General features: G+C 34.2%; 14 protein-coding genes. 8 read left to right on the plus strand and 6 right to left on the minus strand.

From position 1 onward, the window contains the following. Window positions 1-31: 31 nt before the first annotated feature. Together RB618_RS12330 and RB618_RS12335 are read right to left on the minus strand one after the other, a co-directional pair. Window positions 32-1,111, minus strand: coding sequence for a chorismate-binding protein (locus RB618_RS12330; RefSeq protein WP_308068994.1), 1,080 nt, complete (start codon window positions 1,109-1,111; stop codon window positions 32-34). A gap of 3 nt (window positions 1,112-1,114) precedes the next feature. Beyond that, entirely contained in the window at window positions 1,115-1,546 is a 432-nt protein-coding gene (locus RB618_RS12335; RefSeq protein WP_012026684.1) for a PaaI family thioesterase, read from the minus strand. Window positions 1,547-1,853: 307 nt separating this feature from the next. Here RB618_RS12335 and RB618_RS12340 point away from each other — a divergent pair, with 307 nt between their 5' ends. The 4 genes from RB618_RS12340 (at window position 1,854) to RB618_RS12355 (ending at window position 10,597) form a co-directional block, all read left to right on the plus strand. Next, entirely contained in the window at window positions 1,854-3,365 is a 1,512-nt protein-coding gene (locus tag RB618_RS12340; protein ID WP_308068995.1) for a hypothetical protein, read from the plus strand. Between the two features lie 346 nt (window positions 3,366-3,711). Then, complete coding sequence (locus tag RB618_RS12345) at window positions 3,712-5,556, plus strand: endonuclease (RefSeq protein WP_308068996.1); 1,845 nt, start codon at window positions 3,712-3,714, stop codon at window positions 5,554-5,556. A gap of 386 nt (window positions 5,557-5,942) precedes the next feature. Further along, window positions 5,943-9,617, plus strand: a complete 3,675-nt coding sequence (gene purL, locus RB618_RS12350) for a phosphoribosylformylglycinamidine synthase (protein ID WP_308068997.1) — start codon at window positions 5,943-5,945, stop codon at window positions 9,615-9,617. Between the two features lie 11 nt (window positions 9,618-9,628). After that, window positions 9,629-10,597 carry a hypothetical protein gene (locus RB618_RS12355; RefSeq protein WP_308068998.1) on the plus strand — a complete coding sequence of 323 codons (969 nt, stop codon included), beginning with the start codon at window positions 9,629-9,631 and terminating at the stop codon, window positions 10,595-10,597. A gap of 69 nt (window positions 10,598-10,666) precedes the next feature. Here the strand turns inward: RB618_RS12355 and RB618_RS12360 are convergent, their stop codons facing one another. Then, window positions 10,667-10,951 carry a hypothetical protein gene (locus RB618_RS12360; protein ID WP_308068999.1) on the minus strand — a complete coding sequence of 95 codons (285 nt, stop codon included), beginning with the start codon at window positions 10,949-10,951 and terminating at the stop codon, window positions 10,667-10,669. 243 nt (window positions 10,952-11,194) lie between these two features. Between RB618_RS12360 and RB618_RS12365 the strand changes: the two genes are divergently transcribed. From RB618_RS12365 to RB618_RS12380, 4 genes are all read left to right on the plus strand, one after another. Beyond that, entirely contained in the window at window positions 11,195-13,606 is a 2,412-nt protein-coding gene (locus RB618_RS12365; protein WP_308069000.1) for a TonB-dependent receptor domain-containing protein, read from the plus strand. Between the two features lie 146 nt (window positions 13,607-13,752). After that, window positions 13,753-14,187, plus strand: a complete 435-nt coding sequence (locus RB618_RS12370) for a hypothetical protein (RefSeq protein WP_308069001.1) — start codon at window positions 13,753-13,755, stop codon at window positions 14,185-14,187. Window positions 14,188-14,364: 177 nt separating this feature from the next. Continuing rightward, a complete protein-coding gene (locus RB618_RS12375) occupies window positions 14,365-16,143 on the plus strand; it encodes an AMP-dependent synthetase/ligase (protein ID WP_308069002.1) in 1,779 nt (592 codons plus the stop codon). Between the two features lie 140 nt (window positions 16,144-16,283). Beyond that, window positions 16,284-17,198, plus strand: coding sequence for a phytanoyl-CoA dioxygenase family protein (locus RB618_RS12380; RefSeq protein ID WP_308069003.1), 915 nt, complete (start codon window positions 16,284-16,286; stop codon window positions 17,196-17,198). Between the two features lie 6 nt (window positions 17,199-17,204). Here the strand turns inward: RB618_RS12380 and RB618_RS12385 are convergent, their stop codons facing one another. The 3 genes from RB618_RS12385 to RB618_RS12395 form a co-directional block, all read right to left on the minus strand. Then, a complete protein-coding gene (locus RB618_RS12385) occupies window positions 17,205-17,747 on the minus strand; it encodes a 3'-5' exonuclease (RefSeq protein WP_308069004.1) in 543 nt (180 codons plus the stop codon). A gap of 307 nt (window positions 17,748-18,054) precedes the next feature. Next, a complete protein-coding gene (locus RB618_RS12390; protein ID WP_308069005.1) occupies window positions 18,055-18,558 on the minus strand; it encodes a hypothetical protein in 504 nt (167 codons plus the stop codon). A 1,276-nt stretch (window positions 18,559-19,834) separates the two neighbouring features. Further along, window positions 19,835-24,907 (minus strand): DUF4132 domain-containing protein, encoded by a 5,073-nt coding sequence (locus RB618_RS12395; protein ID WP_308069006.1) that lies wholly within the window; start codon window positions 24,905-24,907, stop codon window positions 19,835-19,837. Between the last annotated feature and the right edge of the window lie 132 nt (window positions 24,908-25,039).

The following is a 25,039-nucleotide window of genomic DNA, read 5'->3' on the forward strand; positions in this document are numbered from 1 at the left end:
GTAACTGCAAACTGCGACTGCGACTGAAAACTCATAACTCATAACTCATAACTCTTAAGACTCTTTTCATCGTCATTGATTTATTCACGCTTTCTTCCCATTCTTTTTCGGGAATGCTTTCTTTTGTGATTCCGCAGCCCATGTACAAAATGGCTTTATTTTCCTGAATCTGCATGCATCGTAAATTTACAAATAAATCAGAACTTGCATTATTTCCTGCAAAAGTGCTGTTTAATTCGCCTAGAAAACCAGTATAGAAAGTTCTGTCGTAATTTTCATTTTCCAAAATAAAAGCTTTCGATTTCTTTTTCGGAAGTCCGCAAACGGCAGGCGTTGGATGCAAAGTATCAACCACTTCTGCCAAAGTTGAATTGTCTTTTAAAACACCAGAAATATCCGTTTTAATATGCCAAATCGATCCTGCTTTTAAACTGTAAGGTTCAGAAACTACAACCGAAGCCGTAAATTCACGAAGCCTTTTCACAATAAAATCAGTTACAAATTGCTGTTCGTCTTTTTCTTTTTGCTGCCAAACAATTTCTGCTTCCTGATTATCTTTTTGCGTTCCCGCCAAAGCCATGGTTTCAAAAACATTTCCGTTTGCCTTTAAAAGTTTTTCAGGCGTTGCTCCCATCCAAAGTCCGATTTTAGGATGAAAGAAACAATAACAGAAAGTTGCTGGATATAATTGAACCAAATGCTGAAAGGTTTCGATAAAATCAAATTCAGCTAAAGGCACTTCTTCACTTCGTGATAAAACCACTTTTTTGAATTCTTCATTTTTGATGGCCTGAATTCCATTAGCTACTAAATGTTCATATTGAAGTTTAGCTTCTTGATCAAAACTCAAATCATCAATTTCGATTGCTTCAAATGAAGTCACTTCTTTTTCAACAGAAATAATTTCAGATTCGTTTTCAGGAATCAGGATTAATTGTTTTTCATCAAAAGAAGCAAAAACAAATCCTTTTTCGCTGTAATCAGAAACGGTATTTAAATTATTGTTCTGTTGTAAAATCCCAACAAAATTTGTTGAGTTAGGTTTTGAATAAAGTACAAAAGGCAAATTCTGTTCTTTATGATTTTTAATTTTTAAGAAAAATGGATTCATAATTTACTCACTTTTCTTTCTATCCAAAACCATATTCGTCAATTTACAAAGCGAAACCAAGTTTCCTTCTTCATCGGTAATTTTAATTTCCCAAAGATGAAGACTTCTTCCTTTGTGAATGATTCTGGCTGTTCCAAAAACATAACCTTCACGAATACTCTTTAGATGATTTGCCGAGATTTCGATACCTCTTACCTCCTGCTCTTTCGGATTAATAAAAAAGAAAGAAGCCGCACTTCCAACACTTTCTGCTAAAGCTACAGAAGCACCTCCATGAAGCAACCCCATCGGTTGATGAACACTAGGATTTACAGGCATTTTTGCAGTTAAAAAATCTTCTCCGGCGTCGATATATTCAATTTTCAGCGTTTCCATCAATGTGTTTTTAGAAAACTCATTACAGCGCGCCAAAATCTGTTCTTTTGTATAATTCATTAAAATAAACTTTAAAAACGTAAAATTAAAGAAAGATAAGACATAAATCTAAAATCCGATCCTAAATTTAAAATTCAACTTCAAACGTGTAGGTTTTTTGTTATTTTTACAAAAACAATCAAAATTAATCTTTGGCTGAGATTTTTTTTTCGCCACAGATTACACCGATTAAAAGGATTTCAATAATATAGCCACTAATTACACAAATTTCCGCGAATTTTGCTTCAATATAATTCGTGAAAACTGGTGGAATTCGTGGCAAAAAAATCATTTCAATCTCTTCAATCTGTGGCTAAAAACTATTTAAATGCGTCAATACTTTTCAATCTTCGTTCTGGGTTTAATTTTAGCGTTCAGCTCTTGCCGAACTGATTTTGATACTGTTGCCAGTTCTGGAGATTTAAAGTTTTCAAAAGACACGGTTTATTTGGATACTGTTTTTAAAAACATAGGCTCAAGCACTTATCAATTGAAAGTTTATAACCGAAGTAAAAATGATATTTCGATTCCGACTGTGCAATTTAAAAAAGGCTTAAATTCCAAATACAGAATGACAGTTGATGGAATGAGTGGCAACAATGGAAAGATTTTTAAAGATGTTACGCTTTTAGCAAAAGACAGTTTATACATTTTTATAGAAACTACAGCAGATATTACAGATGCCAATCCAACAGATTTTTTATATACTGATGAAATTCAGTTCGACAGCGGTGCTAATTTGCAAGAGGTAGCTTTGGTAACCTTAATTCAAGATGCTGTATTTTTATATCCAAACCAAAATCCTGACGGAACCAAAGAAAAAATTAAAATTGACGGCAAAGAGGTTGACGGATTTTATTTGAGCGAAGATGATTCAACAAACGGAAACGAACTTCTTTTTACAAATGACAAACCTTATGTAATTTATGGTTACGCAGGAGTTCCCGAAAACAAAACCGTAACTTTTGAAGCTGGCGCAAGAATCCATTTTCACGCCAATTCTGGTTTATATGTCGGAAATAATGCTTCACTCCAAATCAATGGAACAACTTCAACAACAGACGAACTAGAAAACGAAGTTGTTTTTGAAGGTGATCGTTTAGAATCGCTTTATTCTGATATTCCTGGACAATGGAAATCGGTTATTTTTGAGAAAGGAAGCGCCAATCATTCCATTAATCATTTAACTTTAAAAAATGCGATTATTGGTTTAGATTTTAGAAGCCCTTCTAATACCGTTGAAATTAAAAATTCGCAGATTTATAATTGTGTTGAGTACGGAATTTTAGCTCAAAACACTCAAATTATTGGAGAAAATCTAGTGATTAATTATGCAGGACTATCGAGTTTGTCTTGTGTTTACGGCGGAAATTACAAGTTTACACATTGCACTTTCAATAATAATTGGTCAGGGTCATCTCAATTTGCTGTCAGTTTAAGCAATTCTTTAGCGGGAGCAACTCCAGAAACCAATCCGCTGACACAGGCTACTTTTAACAACTGTATCATTTACGGTTCAAATACTAACGAATTTAATTTGAGCAAAAATGCTAATGCGCCATTTGTTTATCAGCTAAACAATTGTCTTTTAAAATTCAGCAGTTCAACAACAAATTCTGATTATCAATTCAAAACCGATACTGAACATTATAACAACATTATTCTGAATGAAAATCCGAAGTTTTATAACGTTTCGCAGAATAAATTTAATATCGATAAAACTTCTGCCGCTTTCGCGAAAGGGAATCAAGCGTATATAATTCCGACAGACATTTTAGGAATTACAAGAACTTCTCCGCCAGATTTGGGTGCTTATCAAAGTCAAGATTTTCCGAAATAGTGGTTTTGCCACGAAGGCGCTAAGGCACAAAGGTTTCTTTTTATACAAATTATATCGTAGAGACGCACTGCAGTGCGTCTACGCAACGAATATCCACAATACGTTAGACGCACTGCAGTGCGTCTCTACAGAATACTGGAACGAAAATCTAATCTGCCAAAATAACTTTGCGCCTTAGCGCCTTCGTGGCAAATAAAAAAACATCGTAAGAAAATATATCCAAAATTAAACATCACTTAACGTATTAGTTTCATAAAAGTAGTAGATTTGTTATAACACATTTTTAAAAACTTAATAATCAGGTTTTTAAAATAGTTTTCTCAACCAAATCTTAAAACTATTAATTATGAAAAAAAACTACTTTTTACTGTTATTGATGTTTACTGCAATTGGTTTTGCTCAAATTCCATCTGGTTATTACAGCACTGCAACTGGAACGGGCTATACTTTAAAAACACAATTGTATAATATTATTAAAGGTCATACCGACAATGGATATGCTGGTTTGTACACTACCTACCAAACTTCAGACGTTGATAATTTCTACGAGAATGACGGAACTGTTTTAGATATGTATTCTGAAAATCCTTCTGGAACCGATCCGTACACTTACACAACAGGAACTACTCAAAGATGCGGCAGTTATTCTGTTGAAGGCGATTGCTACAATAGAGAACATATTATTCCGCAGTCGATTTTTAATGAGCAGTCGCCAATGGTTTCCGATGCGCATTTTATTACGCCAACTGATGGTAAAGTAAACGGAATACGTTCCAACTATCCTCACGGAAATGTAAATTCCGTAACATACACTTCTCAAAACGGCAGCAAATTAGGATCAAGCGCAGTTTCTGGATATTCAGGAACGGTTTTCGAGCCCATCAATGATTTTAAAGGCGATATTGCGAGAATGTATTTCTATTTTGCAACACGATACGAAAACACTATAGCAGGATATTCTTATGCTATGTTTAATGGTTCAAGCAACCAAGTTTTCACAACAGCTTTTTTGAATATGCTTTTGGCTTGGCACGCGCAAGATCCTGTAAGTGCAAGAGAAATTGCTAGAAACAATGCGATTTACACACGTCAGAATAATAGAAATCCATTTATCGATCATCCAGAATATGTGAATCAAATTTGGGGAGGAGCGCCTTCTGGAGACACTCAAGCACCGACTGCACCAACAAGTTTAGCTTCAACTTCAAAAACAGCAACTTCAATTTCACTTTCTTGGACAGCTTCTACAGATAATGTAGCGGTTACAGGATATGACATTTACGCAAATAGTATTCTAAAAACGACTGTTTCTGGTACAACTGCAACGATTACAGGTTTGACAGCTTCTACGGCTTATTCCATTTATGTAAAAGCAAAAGATGCAGCTGGAAATGCTTCTGCTTCAAGCAATACAATTTCAGTTACAACCAATAGCAGCGGAACAGGAACTGCAACCGATCTTCTTTTCTCTGAATACATTGAAGGTTCAGGAAATAACAAAGCTTTAGAAATTGCAAACAATACTGGAGCTTCTGTTAATTTATCGGCTTACACTATCAAAAAACAAACAAATGGTGCTGGCTCTTGGAGCACAGGCTTAGCATTAAGCGGAACTTTAGCAACAGGAAGCAAATTTGTAATTGTAAACAGTTCGATGTCATCAAGCTGTTTTTCTACAAGCTCGGCCAACATTTCGACCACAGCAACCGAACTGACTTTTAACGGAAATGATGCTGTAGGTTTATTTAAAAATGGGGTTTTAATTGACATCATTGGAACTTTCAACGGCGGAACAGCCAATTTTGCCATCGATGTTACTTTAAGAAGAAAATCGACCGTGACATCTCCAAGCACAACATTCAACTTAAGCGCACAATGGGATTCGTATTCCCAAGATACTTGCAACAACTTAGCTAGCAAAATGGTTCAGACTGCTGAAATCGAAGAAAAAGTTGCTACAGATGAAATTGCAATTTACCCAAATCCGTCTAATGGAAATTTCAATATTCAGCCAGGCAATGTAAATAATCCTTATTCAGTTGAAATTTTCTCATTTTCTGGACAGAAAGTTTTCGAACAGCAAAACACAACTTCTCCAGAAGTTTCTGTACATAATCTTCCAACGGGAATCTATATTATTAAAATTATAAAAGGAGAAAAAACAGCTTTTAAAAAGGTTATTATTAATTAAAAATTAGATTTTCATCAACCAAAAAAGCGGCAATTTGCCGCTTTTTTCATTATCTGTGAAAGATTTTTCTTTAGAAACGTATTTTTTATCACTTTCTGCGTTTCGTAAATTTTGCAAATCCGCCCATGTATAAACGCCAAAATTGTGTCATTTCAATTTTGACATTTTCCTTTCTAAAAGTTTAATATTACAGAACATATCAAAAAAGAAATTTTACTAAAACATTAAATTTCACAAAAGACCGAAACCTCTTGATATTGCGTCTTTTTGGTAGAAAAAATGCAAGAAAAAAGCAATTTCATTTTTTTTGAAAAGAGATCGTTTTCAAATTTGCGCTTACTATTTATTTACATTAAATTTGCAGCTCAATACAACAAACTACACAAATGATCCATTTCTTTGAAAACCAAAGCAAAACTGTTTTTGCCGTACAAACGCAAAACGAAATTTCAGCTCAAGACATTTCAAAATTAAACTGGCTTTTTGCCGACGCAAGTAAGATCGAAAAATCTGCATTGACAGGTTTCTTTGTTGGTCCTCGCGCTACTATGATTACACCTTGGAGTACAAATGCTGTAGAAATTACTCAAAATATGGGTATTTCTGGTATTATCAGAATTGAAGAATTTCATCCTGCAACGGAAGATTTTACTGATTTTGACCCAATGCTTTCTCAAAAATTCAACGAATTAGATCAAGAAATCTTCACTATCAACATTCAGCCAGAACCAATTCTGGAAATTGATGATATTGCTGCTTATAACAAAGTAGAAGGTTTAGCTTTAAGCGAAGAAGAAGTTGAATACTTAAACAATCTTTCGACTAAACTTGGAAGAAAATTAACGGATTCTGAAATTTTTGCTTTCTCTCAAGCAAACTCAGAACACTGCCGTCACAAAATTTTCAATGGAACATTTGTGATTGATGGTGAAGAAAAAGAAACTTCTCTTTTTAAATTAATCAAAAAAACATCTCAGGAAAATCCTAACGATATTGTTTCTGCTTACAAAGACAACGTAGCTTTTGTAAAAGGACCAAAAGTGCAGCAGTTTGCACCAAAATCAGCAGACAAACCTGATTTTTACGAAATAAAAGAATTTGATTCTGTAATCTCATTAAAAGCAGAAACACACAATTTCCCAACAACTGTTGAGCCTTTCAACGGAGCTGCAACAGGTTCTGGAGGAGAAATTCGTGACCGTTTAGCTGGAGGGCAAGGATCATTGCCATTAGCAGGAACTGCGGTTTACATGACTTCATATTCTCGTTTGAAATCCTTCGACTCCGCTCTGGATGACAGAAAATGGGAAAATGCTGTTGAAGAAAGAAAATGGTTGTACCAAACTCCAATGGATATCTTGATCAAAGCTTCAAATGGAGCTTCTGATTTCGGAAATAAATTTGGTCAGCCGCTTATTACAGGATCTGTTTTAACTTTCGAACATTCAGAAAACGACCGTAAAATTGGTTACGATAAAGTAATCATGCAAGCGGGTGGAATTGGTTACGGAAAACTGGATCAATCAATTAAAAAGAAACCACAAGAAGGCGATAAAATCGTAATTCTTGGTGGAGAAAATTATAGAATCGGAATGGGTGGTGCTGCGGTTTCTTCTGCAGATACTGGCGCTTTCGGTTCAGGAATCGAATTAAATGCGATTCAGCGTTCCAATCCAGAAATGCAAAAACGTGCTGCTAACGCGATTCGTGGTTTAGTAGAAAGCGACAATAATCCAATTGTTTCTATTCACGATCACGGAGCTGGAGGACACTTAAACTGTCTTTCAGAATTGGTTGAAGAAACTGGAGGTTTAATCGATTTAGACAAATTACCAGTTGGAGACCCTACTCTTTCTGCAAAAGAAATTATCGGTAACGAATCTCAGGAAAGAATGGGATTGGTTATTGGTCAAAAAGATATTGATACCTTACAAAGAATCGCCGATAGAGAGCGTTCGCCAATGTATCAAGTTGGAGATGTAACTGGAGATCACCGTTTTACATTCGAATCAAAATCAAATGGCTCAAAACCGATGGATTATGCTTTAGAAGATTTCTTCGGAAGTTCTCCAAAAACGGTTATGACAGATAAAACGGTTGACAGAAAATATGCTGATGTTGGGTACAACGTTGCAGATTTCGAAACCTACTTAAAAGACGTTTTACGTTTAGAGGCTGTTGCTTCAAAAGACTGGTTGACGAATAAAGTTGACCGATGTGTTGGAGGAAAAGTAGCTAAACAACAAAATGCTGGACCTTTACAATTGCCTTTGAATAATGTTGGGGTTATGGCTCTGGATTATTTAGGTAAAGAAGGTATTGCAACTTCTATTGGACACGCTCCTATCGCAGCTTTGATTGATCCAGTTGCAGGATCTAGAAATGCTATTGCAGAATCATTATCAAACATTATCTGGGCTCCAATTAAAGATCAGTTAAAAGGAATTTCATTATCTGCAAACTGGATGTGGGCTTGTAAAAACGAAGGTGAAGACGCTCGTTTATACGCTGCTGTTGAAGGCTGTTCAGAATTTGCAATTGAATTGGGAATCAATATTCCGACAGGAAAAGATTCACTTTCAATGAAGCAAAAATATCCAAATGATGAAGTAATTGCTCCAGGAACGGTTATTATTTCGGCAGCTGGAAACTGTACAGATATTAGAAAAGTGGTTGAGCCTGTTTTACAGAAAAACGGAGATTCTATTTACTATATCAATTTGTCTCAAGATGATTTCAAATTGGGAGGTTCATCTTTTGCACAAATCAGAAATACAATCGGAAACGAAACTTCTACTATTAAAGATGCTTCTTTCTTCAAAAATGCATTTAATACCATTCAAGATTTAATCGGCGAAAACCAAATTTTAGCAGGTCACGATATCGGAAGCGGTGGTTTAATCACTACTTTATTAGAATTGTGTTTTGCAGATGTTAATCTTGGAGCTAAAATTGATTTCAGCGCTTTCGCAGAAAAAGACTTGTTGAAAATCCTTTTCGCTGAAAACATCGGAATTGTTTTCCAAGCAAAATCTGACGCAGCTGTTGAAGCTAAATTAAATGCAAACAAAATCGAATTCTTCAAAATTGGTTCTGTAACTTCTACAGCTACTTTGGAAGTTGGAAATTGGAAATTAGATATTCCAACTTACAGAGATACTTGGTTTGAAACTTCTTATTTATTAGATCAAAAACAATCTAAAAACGGAAGAGCTCAAGCACGTTTTGAAAACTATAAAAATCAAGTTTTAAATTATACTTTCCCAACACACTTTACAGGAAAAAAACCAGAAATTGACAATTCTAAACCAAGACCAAAAGCGGCTATTATTCGTGAAAAAGGAAGTAATTCTGAGCGTGAAATGGCAAACGCAATGTACTTAGCAGGTTTTGACGTAAAAGACGTTCACATGACGGATTTAATTTCTGGTCGTGAAACGCTTGAAGATATTCAGTTTATTGGTGCAGTTGGTGGATTCTCTAATTCTGACGTTTTAGGTTCTGCTAAAGGTTGGGCTGGAGCTTTCAAATACAACGAAAAAGCAAATACAGCATTGAAAAACTTCTTTAAAAGAGAAGATACTTTATCTGTTGGAATTTGCAACGGTTGCCAATTGTTTATGGAATTAGAAGTTATTAATCCAGAGCACGAAGTTCATGGAAAAATGCACCATAACGAAAGTAACAAACACGAAAGCATCTTTACTTCTGTAAAAGTTCAGGAAAACAATTCGGTTATGTTATCTACTTTGGCAGGAAGCACTTTAGGAGTTTGGGTTTCTCATGGAGAAGGTAAATTCAAATTGCCTTATGCAGAAGACCAATACAATATTGTATCTAAATATGCTTACGAAGGTTATCCTGCAAATCCAAACGGTTCTGATTACAACACAGCAATGATGTGTGACAAAACGGGAAGACATTTGGTTATGATGCCTCACATTGAGCGTTCGACTTTCCAATGGAACTGGGCTCATTATCCAAAAGACAGAAATGACGAGGTTTCGCCTTGGCATGAAGCTTTTGTTAATGCAAGAAAATGGATTGAGAATAATAAATAATCAAACAAAAAATGAACAAACTACCATTATTGCTTATAATCTTAATGTCGTTATTTTTATTTTCTTGTGAAAGCAACGACAAAACACCAGAAATTGAAAAAATTAATGACGATTACAAACTTCTTTCAGTTACTTCTGAAGGAAAAATTTTTGAAATAGGCAATAACAGTGGAAAAACAATTAATATTGGACAAATCAAAAATTCAGCAAATTTGATTATGCTTCCAACTATTTGTAATGTAGGTTCAAAAATCTATGCATTTGAAGCCACGTATCTCCCTAAGCCAAATATTTTAATTATTTATGATAAATTAACTGGAACAACTACAACGAAACAGATTGTTTTTCCAGCATCTCTTAGAGAAACCATGTATGATCCTTTAATCTCAAATTTAGAGTATAATGGTTCTGAACTTGTTGCGATAGTTAGTGAAACTAACGCTAATGAATATCAACCAAATAAAATTATATCGATAAACATTGAAAATTATCAAACAACTGATTTAGGCATTAGTTTTACTCAGAGTTCACTAACTAGCACAGAACTTATCAATAATAAATTATATATTTCAACTAGAGTTGATGGGCTTTTAGAAATAGATCTTATTCACAAAACAATCAAAGAGTTACAAGCAAACGGTTCTAAAATAAGTGCAACAAGATTGGCTAAAATTAACAATACAAAACTAGGTCTAATGCAGCTAGGAGTACCAAAAGTCGTAAATGGAGTAAAACCTTTTGAATTTAGTCTAAGCAACAATTTATTATCTGATAAATCTTCAGACAATATATATACATTAGGAAATACTACAGGAGGAACAATATCCTACAATAATGAGTATCTCGATTTAGTGTATCGTATGGCAGACTCAAAATTTGGAATTTTAAAAATTAATTACGAAAATAATTCAACAAAATTTGTAGACCTTGATAGAACTATTTTAGGAGGAAATGCAATAATTGTAGATGTTATTAAATAAAAAAGCGCTCGATAATTCGAGCGAATTATAAAAAAATGCCCCGACGCTATCCTTGTCGGGGCATTTTTTTTAATTTCTAAAGGTTGAAACAATTCCAGTTACAACATTTGAAGCACCAAAAGCAAACAGCCCAGAGGCAACTGCATTTTGACCTGCAAAAAATTGATTTTCCAAAATAGCATTACTAAAGAATAATCCGCCTGCAGCTCCAGCTACAAGACCAATTCCGATTAATGCAATTGTCCACCATGGTTCTGGATCTGGCGGTGGTGGCGGGTTTTTCCAAAAACGTTTCCACCAACCTGGATATTTGGTTCCGCACCATCCCATCGCTAAAAATAAAGCAGTTTCCATAATTTTAAAGATTTAAATTGTGCCTACTCTTCTGCTTTTCGGCTTTCGCATTACAGAGGTAAAATTATCGGTCGTCTCAATCAAATCTATTCTGCTTTTACCCGTTTTTTAAAGGGGAAAAACACCTTTTTTTCTTCGTTCTAATTCCCTTTCTTAAACTAATTAATTTACCCTAAGTTTAATTTAATACTATCTTAAGGCGCTTTATTATTCATTCTTTGATTGGATAAATAACTTTGCCACATGGAAAAATGGAAACAAAATTTACTTGTTGCAATTATCTTATTCGTTATAAGCCAATATTCTTTTAGCCAAAAAACAAATTCAATTAACGGAACTGTATCAGATGGAAAAAATCCAATCGAGTTTGTTGATGTGATTTTAAAACCTGTCACCGATACAACCAAAACTGTTGCATATGCTACTACCGATTCTTCTGGAAAATTTATTCTTGAAAATATAAATCCAGCAGAATACATTTTAAAATTTCATCTAATTGGTTTTAAAACTTACAATCAGAAAGTAAAATATACAGGCTCTCCTATTTCACTTAATAATATTGTGTTGCAAGAAGATGCGAATCTTTTAAATACAGTGGTCGTAAAATCTGAGAAAAAGCAGATTCAGAAAACCAATGAAGGATTTGTTTTTAATGCCGTTTCCAACATTTCGCAATCTGGAGGAACCGCAATTGATGTACTCAAAAACATTCCAACAGTTTCGGTTGATGCAGACGATGCCATTTCGCTGAGAGGCAAAACACCTCTGATTTTAATTAACGGAAAAAACTCTGCTATTACTAATATGAATCAGATTCCGGCAAGCAGTATTGAGAGCATTGAAATTATTACAAGCCCAACTGCAAAATATGATGCCAATGCAGAAAGCGGGATCATCAATATTAAACTCAAAAAGAATAATCTTAACGGAATAAATGGAGCAGCAGTTCTTGGCGCTGGTTTTGGAGCAAAAGGAAGAATGAGCAGTTCTGTTCAATTAAATCAAAAAACAGACAAATGGAATATTGGAATTGCTTATGACAATCGTTTTGCGGGAAGAACAAAAAGCATCAAAGGCGAAAGAACCAATTATTTTATCGAAGATGAGCATTATATTCATCAAACAAGGCATGATGAACGTACAGAAGGTTTGCAGAATTTAAAATTTAACCTTGATTTTTCGCCAAATGAAAGAAATACTTTTTCATTTGAAGCCTTGGGAAATCTTGAAAATAAAGATAATGATGAAACTCTAAATACGACTATTTTCAACAGTTCAAATCAATTTTTCTCGGCCAATCAGCGTCATTCAATGGAAATACAAAAAGCCAAAGCTGCAGAAATGGCTTTCAATTATGATCGAAAATTTTCGGATGCACGAAAAAGCTTAAATGCCAATATTACAACTTCTTTTAATTTTGATAGGGAGAATACTGATATTGACACCAATTATTATAACGAAAATGGAATCCCTATTGGTGATACTTTCTGGCAGAAAACCCATAATTATGAGAAAGAGAATATCTCAAATGCTATATTGAATTACTCTTTTCCTATTTCACAAAAAACAACATTTGAAACGGGTTACAAAGGAACATTTAGATTCTTTAACTCCGATTTTCAAAGCGCTGATATGATTAATGGAGAATATGTAATTAATCCGCTTACGAGTAATATTTTTGATTTTAACGAACAAATCAATGCTTTTTATGCTCTATTGAATTCATACTCGGGTTCCAAAGAAAATCAGAAATGGAAATATAATCTTGGACTTCGTGCCGAACAAGTTTCGAACAGCGGAAAAACAGAAAACGGAAGCGATAATTTTTCCAATAGCTATATAAAATTTTTCCCCTCTGCATCTATTCAATTGAATCTGCATTCAGATGAATTTTTAAAATTTGGCTACAGCAAACGCATTAATCGTCCAGATTTAGATGATTTAAATCCGTTTGTTGATATCACTGATGCTTTAAATCCGCATGGAGGAAATCCTTATTTGAAACCAGAAATCATTCATATTGTAGAATTAAACTATAATAAAGATTGGGCTAAATATTCACTTTCAGGAAATGCTTTTTATAGAAATGCCAACAATACCATCAGACAATATTCTATTCTTCAGGATGACGGATCTGTATTGCAGCAACCTCAAAACATTGGAAATATGGTTACATACGGCCTTGAAACTATTTTCAGCTTAAAACCATTTTCTTTCTATGATGCCAATATCAGTTTGACTGCCTTTCAGCAAAACATTAGCGGAAGCAATTTACCAGAAGCAGAAGAAGTGGTCAATAGTGCGTTTAGCTGGTACGGAAAAGTAATCAATAACTTTGTTCCCTGGAAAGGCGGAAAACTTCAATTAATTGGCAATTACAATTCGGCGGTTGCCACCCCACAAGGAAAAAGAATTCCGATTTATAATGTTGATATGGGATTCCAACAAAAACTAGGAAAAGGAAATGCGCGATTAGGTTTGGTCGTAACCGATATTTTCAACACTTTGGAGAGTGGTTATAAAAACAATACATTATTATTTAAAAACAGCAGAACTTCAAAATCTGACACTCGAGCTTTAATGCTAACTTTTGCCTATAGTTTCAGATCTGAATTTAAAGAAAAATTACTCGAAAATCAATTTTCTACGGAGTAAAAACTTACCTAAAATAAATAAAACACAAAAATTTCATTCTTGCATTTTTAAGCTTCCATTCTATAAAAAAAATGGATTATATTCACCCCGCAAAAAAATCGGCCACTTGATTTTTTTCGGCCCAAAAACACTTAAACCTACATAGAATGAAATTTTTAAAATTACTTTTTATTTTCAGCTTATTCTTAGCTGTTACACCATCGCATGCACAAGTTCACGTAGACCAAATCACCCACAATTCTAAAGAACGTTATATTACCACTACAATCGGTTATCCAGTTCCAGGAACTTATGCTCCGCTAAACCAAAAACAGCCTATTACCGCGTTAAATCCAGACGGAACAGGCTTTATTCAAGCCGAAGATTTGAGCAAGCAAAAAATTAATTGGGGAATAGAATGTACAGAAGAAGGCGTTCCTGTTTTCAAAGAAGGATTCAACAGTGCCTCTTATACTTTTTGGTATAGACCAAATGATAGCGAAGAATGGTATTATTCTCAATTTTCTATTCATTTTGCCAAGAAAAAAATGTTCTTAATGGGCGAGAGAGTAAAAGAATACGAAGATTACAACGTACAATAGGCATCAAAAAAAGACTCAAAATTAAATTTTTCTTGATTTTTAGGAAATTTCACCGCAAAAAAGAAAACGTTTTCGTTGATTTTTAATAGTCTCTATAAATTTTCCCATAAAATTTCATTAAATAAAAAATCATACCTAATTTTTATTTAATTTGCAGTAAAATTCAATATATTAAACATGGTTTCAATCACACGCCTTTTTGATTTTCCCTATTATCAACAAGAAACTTACAACCTTCCAGTTGCTCTTGCAACCAAAAAAAATGGAGTCTGGGAAAAAACATCCAGTGAAGAATATATTGCAAAAGCAAATGCTATTTCGAGAGCATTATTGCGTATGGGCGTTCAGAAAGATGATAAAATTGCTTTAATAAGCTCAAATAACCGTACCGAATGGAATGTAATGGACATTGGTATTTTACAGACCGGTGCACAAAACGTTCCTATTTATCCAACGATTGCCGAAGAAGATTACGAATATATTTTAAACCACAGTGGCAGTATTTACTGCTTTGTTTCTGATGAAGAAGTTTTACAGAAAGTAAATGCTATTAAAGCCAATGTGCCTTCTCTAAAAGAGGTGTATTCTTTTAATGAAATTTCAGGATGCAAGCATTGGTCAGATTTATTGGTTTTAGGCGAAGATAATAGCAATCAAAGCGAAGTTGAAGCTAGAAAAGACAGCATTCATACAGACGATTTAGCTACAATCATTTATACTTCTGGAACAACAGGAAGACCAAAAGGCGTAATGCTTTCGCACAAAAATATTGTATCCAATGTTTTAGACAGTTCACCAAGAATTCCGTTTGATCCAGGAAAAAGCACGGCATTAAGCTTCTTGCCTATCTGCCACATTTTTGAAAGAATGATCTTGTACATCTATCAATATTATGGTGTATCGGTTTATTTTGGAGAATCTATTGATAAGATCAGTGATAACCTAAAAGAAGTTCGTCCAACTGTAATTACAGCTGTACCAAGACTTCTAGAAAAAGTTTACGATAAAATTTATGCTAAAGGAGCTGAATTGACAGGCATTAAGAAAAAACTGTTTTTCTGGGCTATCGATTTAGGTTTAAGATATGAACCATACGGAGCAAATGGTGCTTGGTATGAATTTCAGCTAAAAATTGCTCGTAAGCTTATTTTCAGCAAATGGAAAGAAGGTTTGGGCGGAAATTTAGATTTGATGGTTTCTGGAAGTGCCGCTTTACAGCCACGTTTGACAAGAGTTTTTGCTGCTGCAGAAATTCCGGTTATGGAAGGTTACGGCTTAACGGAAACTTCTCCAGTAATTGCTGTAAATGACCAGAGAAATAAAGGATTTAAAATTGGAACTGTTGGAAAACCAATCCGTAATGTAGAAGTTAAGATTGCCGAAGACGGAGAAATTTTATTAAAAGGTCCGAACGTAATGTTAGGCTATTATAAAGATCCAGAAAAAACTGCTGAAGCTATAATTGATGGTTATTTCCATACGGGAGATATCGGAGAAATTGACAGTGAAGGTTTCTTAAAAATTACAGATCGTAAAAAAGAAATGTTCAAAACTTCTGGCGGTAAATATATTGCTCCTCAAATGATCGAAAATGCCATGAAACAATCTCGTTTTATTGAGCAAATTATGGTTATTGGTGAAGGAGAAAAAATGCCGGGTGCTTTTATTCAGCCAAACTTTGAATTCGTAAAAGAATGGGCAAAAATCCATAAAATTACTCTAGGAAGTTCTGATGCAGAAATCAGTGCTAATCCAGATGTAATTAAACGCATTGACGAAGAAGTGGAAGGCATCAACAAAAAATTCGGACACTGGGAGCAAGTAAAACGTTTTGAACTTACGCCAGATGTTTGGTCTATTGATGGCGGACAGCTTACTCCGACTTTAAAATTGAAACGTAAAATCATTAAAGAGATTTATAAAGATCTTTACGGAAAAATCTACGGGAACAATTAATAAATCAGAATAATATAAACCCAAAAGAAAAGCTGTCTTAAAATTTAAGACAGCTTTTCTTAGTTTAAAAAACAGGTATTTTTGCTTTGAACAGTAAACCATAAATCGTTTATTTTAGCTTTTCTCTAAAACTGAAATCTATGCCTTGGAATGTCCTAGAACAATTATGGAAACGTACCGCAAATAGTAAAAACTCCAATTCAGATAATGCCAACTGGGATCACGAGATTAAAACTCTGTATCAGTTGGGCATTGGTATGGAAGATGTTTTACAGTTTTTGTATTTCGAAAAACCCGATTTTGAAACTTTTAAAATATGGATTAATAGCCGAAAACAGGATCCTCTTTCTGAAATCGAAGATTTAACCGAAAATGTCCTGTCTGAACAAGATTTAGAATTCTGGAACCAAAACGGCTATATCGTAGTCAAAAATGCCATTTCGAAAGAAAGCTGCGAGGAAACTCAAAAAGCCATTTGGGAATATCTAAAAATGGATCCAGATAAAAAGGAAAGTTGGTACGAAGGTCATGAAGATCTAAAAGGTCTTATGCTCAATTTTTCTGATCATGAAACTTTAAACCGTAATCGTTTCTCTCCAAAAGTTAAAAAAGCGTATGAACAGCTTTATAAAACTACTAAAATTTACAAAACGATTGATAAGGTAAGTTTTAATCCGCCCGAAACAGAGAATTTTAGTTTTCTGGGAAGTGCGCTTCATTGGGATATGAGCCTAAAAAAGCCCTTGAGTTTTGGACTTCAAGGTTTGCTTTATTTAACCGATTGCGGACCAAATGATGGTGCTTTTCATTGCGTTCCGGGTTTTCATAATCAAATTGATCAATGGCTCGAAGAAATTGAACCTCATGAAAATCCGAGAGAGAAAGCTTTACAAATGCTAGAAGCGAAACCAATTTTGGGCAATGCTGGAGATTTTATCATCTGGCACCAAGCGCTTCCGCACTGTGCAACGCCAAATAGAGGAGAAAAACCAAGAATGGTTCAATATCTCACTTATCTTCCAGATGATTATAATGCAGCTGGAGAGTGGATTTAAACCATTCTAGTTTTTCAGACACCAATGCAAAATCTTAGCGATGTTTTTAGCATCGTCAATGCCGCGGTGATGTGTTCCTTCTAACGGAATATTTAATAATTGTAGAGCGCCATTCATTCCTGTTGATCTTTTTAAACCAAACTTTTCAGCAAAATGTTCTTTTACATTGATATGCTCCTCTCCCATCGGATACGGAATACCAAACGATTTACATTGTTTTGTCAGCATGTTCAAATCGTATTGACCATAACTTGCCCAAGTATACAAATCTGGATTGTATTCGTCGATTAGCAAATCAACAGCTTCTTCAAAAGAAACTCCATTTTTATCTAGCAAATCTTGTGTAATAGTCGTCAGTTCAGTACAAAACGGACTGACGATAGAACGCTGTGGTTTGATTAAAATTCCCTTGTTCTTCGAAATCTCGCCTGTCCCAGTGTCTAAGACCGCCAATCCGATTTCAATAATTTCATTTTGCTGCCCGCTCGGGACTGCGCCTTGCCAACATGTGGCTTCTAAATCGATAATAATTATTTTATCTGTTTTCATTTTTTTTAAATTTTAAATAATTGTTTTTTTAACTGCAAAGAGTGCTAAGATTTGTTTCACGCAGATCTAACAGATTGGAACAGATTTTTTTAATAATCTTTTTAATCCTTATAATCTGTGGCTAAAAAAACCTTGCGTCTTTGCAAGATTTTTTAACCGCAAGGAGCACTAAGGTTTACGCAAAGCAACGCTAAGATTTGTTTCTCGCAGATTCAACAGATTTAAGCAGATTTTTTTAATATTCTTTTTAATCCTTTAATCTGTGGCTAAAAAAAACTTTGTGTCTTAGCGTCTTTGTGGCAAACCATTAGAAGAACATGCTTTTAAAATCCAGAAAGAAACTTCTTTTCTTAGACTTTTTTTCATGCTTTTCCTTTTTAGCAGATTTCTTTTTTTCAAAAACTGCTTTAGCTTTCTCAATCCGTTTAACTGGTTTTATTTCTTCAGTTTTAGACATTTCGTAGAACTTTTTGAAAGGACGTGGTTCAAAATCTACCAAAATAGCTGCCATGTTTATAGCATCAATGTTTGACGGATCTGTTTCTCCCTTGAAGAAAGTTTCGATAGGTCTGAACTTATCTTTTTTCTCCTTAAACTTATTCTTTTTACTATGATCGAAATCTAAGCCCAATAGGTTGCTGAAAACGTTCAAATCTTCCTTTGTTGGGTTGTTTTCGAAAATTAGCCAGCACAAATCACGAAGTTTTCCACGAGAAGGCTTGTACAAATAATCAAAGTATTTACCTTCTTTTTCGGTCTCGTATTTTTTTCTAATTGCTTTTTTATATTGTTGTAATGTATTGTTTTGCATGGTATTTTGATTTTGTAATTCTTGGGAATCTCAGGAAATCGAAGGCTTTTCTAAGAAATCCAATATCACATAAGTTCAAAAGCACCATTGCTTTACCAGAGAAAAATCTCTAAATGATATATATAATTTCCTTAAAACGCACCTTTTCTTTCCATAGGTTAATCAGTTCCAAATCTTTCTTTTTAATTGAGGCAAATGACGGTTCACTTGACTCCAGTTTGTCTGTTTGACCACTATGGCCCGACGCAAATCCTATTTCTTGATTCATCCTTAAATTTTTATTGTTAAACATTTTTTTTCTGCCGCTAAGGCGCTAAGACACTAAGTTTTCTTTTTTATCTTTTCTTAAAAATCTTTGCGCCTTTGTGCCTTTGCGGCTAACAAATAAGCACAAAAAAAGCACCCGATTAAAGGTGCTTCATAACAAATACGATATAACTATCCTATTGCCTATATTGATGCACCGACATGTAAAAGCATTCACGATCCGAAGTCGCGGCTACTAATCCTAGGTTGTGTATGTATAATTTAAAACTCATTTTATTTATTTTTTATATTGTTATTGCAATTGTAATTGCTATTTGTTATTGTTTTCTGAAACGCTTTGTTTCAAATTTGTTTGGCAAAGATATGATGGAAAAAATCATATTTCCAAATATTTTTTAAGAATAATTTTCTGATTATCAATTAGTTAATCCAAAAATATAAGCAAAGAAATTCCTGTCCGCAAACTAGTGCAGATCTTCATTTTGTATCAAATGACTGTTACTCATTAGATTACTTCCCAAGACTATATCTTTCTATTTTTATTAATCATTAAACATTTTGGCTAAATATTTTTTTAGTTTTTTTTAGTTCTGGTTTGTTTTTCTATCATTTTCTTGTCATGTTGAGCGAAGTCGAAACATCTTTTTAATATCATCAGCAAATTCAAATTACTCTAAAAGCAAAAAAAGCGTCCTCAAATGAGGACGCTTTTCTATTTTATGATGAGTTTGACTCTAATTTTTACATTACAATTTCATAAAAATATATACGCATCCTGAGCTTTCAGCTGAAGAATCTCCGGCTAAAGGTTCAAAAAATGTGCTTATTAAAAGTTTCATATATATTTTTCTATTATTAATTACAGATACAAATGTAGTACATTTTAGATTAATTTAACAAAATATACTTAAAATATAATTTTTATAACAAAGGCGTTTCTCGCAAATTGCCTTTTGCAAAGACCAAACCTGAGAGGTTTTAAAAAACTCTCAGGTTTAAAAATATCTAATTACGCATACATCTTATCAATCTGGCTCAAAATTGTTGGGTCCTGAATTTCATTATCTTTAGCAAACAATAAAACTTTCGACATAACCTCAGCCGATTTCGGATCGTCGTCTGCAAATGGAAGGAATAAACGTCCTCTGTGTTGCGAGTGAATTGGCAGTATCGATAAATATTTACCTGGCATCTGATGCACAACCGCACTTCCTAAATGAACGCTGTATTCTGCCAATTGTCCTTTTATGATGGCATGGTTTCCTGTAATTTCTACATTCTTCACTTTGAACAAACGCAACGTTTCTCTTAACAATACTGCTCTCATCTCGATAGAAGAATGACTCGCTTCTGGATCTACACCACCAACGTGGGCAACGCTTACTACTAAATCAATATCACGCATTACTTCTGAGAAAATCCTCGGATTAATATCTTCAAAAGCAATGTTTTTATAATCTTTTAAAGAATGGAATTCGATAGTTTCTAAAGTCGGACTCTCAACATCTGCTGGCGAAAACCAATCTGCCATTGCATACATTTTTACCTGATAGCCTTCTTTATGGAAAACTTTCTGCAATCCTTCTTCGTAATCTACTTTCCAGCCTCTTGTTTTCAATAAAGCCAAAGTTTGATTCGGTTGAACTTGATGCCCTGCATAACGTCTTGAAACCGATTTCTCTTTCAATTCATCCGGCGTTGGAACATACAATTCTCTAAAAATCTGTTTAAAAGGTTGCTGTAATTTATTATCAAAACAATATTTCTGATAATCTACCCAAACATTATTTTTATGCAAATCGAAACAGTGTGCAATTCTAAAAGTCTGTTTTTCGTTTAACGAAATCATTTCTCCTAAACCAGTTACTAAACTTCCATCGACATAAAAACCAATCTGATTGTCATTAGAAATAAAAACCAATTTTTCTAGATGTTTTGAAATAATTGGATGCTCGAAAAGGTTTTGCATTTCTGCGAATAAAAACTCGTCGCCGCGAATCATACTTTCTTCCAAACCTTTTCTCGAACGTGTCCATTGCTCGCGCATGGTTTTTCGGTAATTCGTCAATTCTAGAATTCCTTTGTCTTTTTTGTATTTCGGCGGAATCGATTTTAATTCTTTTCCTGCTTTATACGTAACCAAATCAGCTTTTCCTTCATTATTGATCACCAAACTTATCGTTACATCATCTAAAACCACTTCGGTTTCTTTTGATAAAATATTCTGAACTTGTTTGGTTTCCATTGCCCAAGTCAAACGAACTGGATCTGGATAACCCGCATTTCTTGCTAAGTTTTCTAAAGCCACACGAATCGCCAAAGCTTCGCTCGCCTGTTTCATCGAACCAAATTCTTTACTTTCTTTCTTAAATTGCTGTAAATACTCATAACGTGCCAAAATATCTTTTTCTGGACTTGCTTTACTTAAAGGCACCAAGCCGTAAACTCTTAAATAATCTTGATCACGTTTGTCTTTTACTTTTGCCGTAACTTCTCTAATTTTTAAATCTCCTGTAATCGTATCAGCGTATAATCTCGCACGTCTGTGACCATTCCCGTCTGTTACATATTTGGCAGATTCATATAAAAGCTCCCATTTTGCTTTTCCTAATTTTTTGTAAGCCGATGTAAACCAATCTTTATCTACAGCTCCATCTTTAAAATCTTGCAAATCTAAAGTCGAAAATCTCGCAGCTTCACTTTCTAATTCTGAATTTGTAGCGCTGTAAGATGCTGTTTTAGTATGCGCATGAAACCACCAGATTCCTTCGTCCAGACCATTCCAATCCAAATAACTGCTGATAAACTTTTGCCATTGTGGGGCATAAATTGCAGTCTGAATCAGTCTCTCTTCAGAGATTTTCACTTTTTTAATTAAAGCATTAAAACTTTCCTGCGTATCAGTTTCTAACGGATAACATCTTTTCAACAAGAAACTAAATAATTTCTGTTTCGTTAAATCGGTATAGCTCCATGAATAAATATAACCTTTGTACAAACTTGCTTTTCCAAGCGCAGTAATCAATTCGACTAAGCGGTTTGCTCCAAAAATCTTCTGGAAACTCTGAACCAAATGCGTTACCGAAGTATTAGAATCTCCCCTTTTGACCTCAACATCCAAAAAAGTCTCTCTGATTTTATCAATCATCGGAACTAAGAATGGAAACTTTTTAATTAAATCTTCGCTTCCAAAATGTCTATAATGCTTCTTCTCGCTGGTTAAAACAGAAATTCTTTCTGGTTCTAAAATTCCCTCGTACAATTCGCCTTCGGTAATTATTTTTTGCTCAAACGCAACGCAATACAAATGAATTGGCGGTTTGGCAAAAGATCTGTTTTTTTCTAAACCGTTTAATTGTCTCCATCTATATAGATTCCAGACTTTAGTATTTTGTTCTTCTGTTAAATCAAGTAAACCAATTTTGTTCAGATAAATATCAAAAAAGCCTTGACTCTGCCAGCCATTTCCGTTGTTGTTATTGTAATAATACTCATCTTTAGCAGGCTTATACTCAAACTCTATTACAGATTCTGGAAGATCGGCATACAATGCGCTGCAGGCGTCGATTAAGAAATCAGCCTTTTCATTAAAAACATATTTAATCTGCAATGCATTCAGAATATTCAAAATTGCATTGTCCCAATCGTAACCTCTTTTATTTTGGTGAGGCAGTAATTCTTTATAATAAAAAACATGTTTTTCGAGAAAATCACGCCAAATTTTACGGTCGCAATTGCTTACAAATGTCAACAAAAACAAATCTCGTCTTATTAACCCTGATTTTTCAAACCATTCTTCCCAAACTTCATACAACGGATAATTGGTTGCTGCCAATTCTGAATTCTTTTCGTCTTTTAGATTTTTTAATGGTCTAAAAGAATTCCCCAATAAAACAGTCGATTTGCTATTATCGTAGTTTTCAATTTCGTATTCGTAATTTCTGTTTTCTTCAAACAATTTATAAAGCTTCGCAATTTCGTCTTTAATATGCGACATCGATTTGGAGAAACCGTACTGATGTTCTTTTACTGCTTTTGCATACAAAGAATCTGCTCCTACTTTAGGAAGTTCATAAGCCGAAATTTCGTTTGGCGTAAAAAATCCGTAACCGTTTTCTGCGCTTAAAAGATCTTGTTTTTTTGAAGGTTCTAACTGCTCAATAAATTTGGTTTCTTTCTCGGTAATTTTTGGTCTTTGCAGATAATCTTTTACCCAATCGTTAACCTTATCCGTCAGTTTATTGTTTTTCTGAAGCTGAAGCATTACGTCTAGCATAGACATACGTTGTTCTAAATCTCCTTTTTCTACAGTCTGATCTACAAAATTGATTACTTTCTGATCTTCTTGTTTGATTAGAATCGCTGTTAGGTTTTTCTTTAAATTAGAATTTTTACGTTTAAATAATTCCTGAAAAATAGCTAATTCATCTTCGGTCAAACTCACATTATTCAGAACACATATCGCAGAAGCTACAAGAGATTCTCCCCTGTCTTTTAAAATTCGTAAAGCAAAATTCCTTTGAAAATCTGTTGGAGCTTTCGTTTCTTTCACTTTATTATTCTGGAAACTATAAAAAGAATAATTGTAAAAACTTCCCAATAAATTTCTCGTCAGCTTCTCTCTTAAGTTGATTGAGAAACCTTCAAAATGTTGTAAAACCGCTTCTAATCTTTCGTTGTTATCGCCAACCAAATTAATCGCTGCGGCATAAAGCGTATCTCTTTCAAACTTTGCATTTAGCCACGAAAATACTTTTCCTTCAAAAGTTTTTTCTTTTTCGGTAATGCTTTGTGCAAGATTGTAAACTTTATCAAAGAAGTTCGGATAATCTGCATTTTCGATATAGAATTTCGATTTTGTATTGGCTTCCAACAAAGCATTCATTCTCGGAACCGCAAAGGCTAAAACCTGCAGATTCTCATCTTCTAACGCTTTAAAATAAAGAGGCATTTCGATATAAGGATCGTTGGTTTCTCCTGCAAATTTTAATGCCAGCGATTTCTTTTCGACCGAACCTTTTTCTAATAATTCATGCAGATACGGAACTGTTTTCTCGACATCCAAAACGCCTTGAACCCAAAGCGCCATATAGACTTCGTTGTTATTTTTGCTTTTTACACCAGTCACAATCGTTTCTGGTTTTGAAAAATAACCCGAAGCCAACTCGATAATATTACGAACTGTTGTTTCTTTTTCAGAATCCCAACCCAAACCTGTCCACGTATCGATGGCTCTTACAACCGATGAAAAACGTGTTAGTTTGTTATCAATAAGCACTTTGATCATGTATTGCAAAGCGCCAACGCTTGTTTCGTCTAAAGCTTCCAGAATCGTCTGGCGCAAACCTTCCTGACGCTGAGCCGCAAGAAGCAGTTTTTCTACCAACTCCCAGTTCTGCTGTTTTTCGCTATTTAAAAGGGCTTTGATGATATTTCTAGACACTTTTGCATGTGTATCTTTATTGAAAATAATGTCTTCAAATAATTGAAAAAGTCCTTCTTTGCCAGCATCCAATGCTGCAGACCATACCATAAATTTGTTGATAGAATTTGAAATCTCGGTATCGTAACGAATTTCATCTTCAATACTTAAATTATAATAAAAAGTACTGCTGTCTTGATAATTGTATTTGTAAGGTCCGTTTAGCAAAGAACGCAGAAAATTGATCTGATTGACCAACAGATAACTTTTATGATTTGGTGCTCTAAAAGCTCTTCGCGTATACCCGTTCTGATACATTTTTTGAGGCAATCTGTTCCAAGCTTCTTTTACGTATACAGCGTTTTCTTCACCAAAAAAGTAAAGCAATAAGTCGTAATAGTTTTTATCTTCCCAGATATTCTCTTTTACCAAAGCGGCAAACTTTTCGGCTTCTTTAGAACCAAGCGAAATATAATTGTTGTAATAATTGTCCTGAAGTTTCAAGAGTTCCAGACCAAACTCCGCCACTTCTTTTTTCAGTTTTTTTCCAGAAAGTAATTTAGAAAGCAGATTACTGTTTACAATTTCTTCCAATTCTTTTTTAAATCTCTTAATTGGATTTTCAATTACTTTACTTTTTAATAAATCTTCAATTGTCATGTTTTTATATTTTAGATTGTTGATTTTAGATTTTAGATTGCTTCACATTGTCCTCCTGAGCGAAGTCGAAGGATCTCCCAACTGATTTTGGAATTTGGGTTTTATTTTTTGAAATTTAATCCTTGTTTGCCC

Origin of the sequence: Flavobacterium sp. LHD-85 (assembly GCF_030929595.1) — a bacterium.
Lineage (GTDB): Bacteria > Bacteroidota > Bacteroidia > Flavobacteriales > Flavobacteriaceae > Flavobacterium.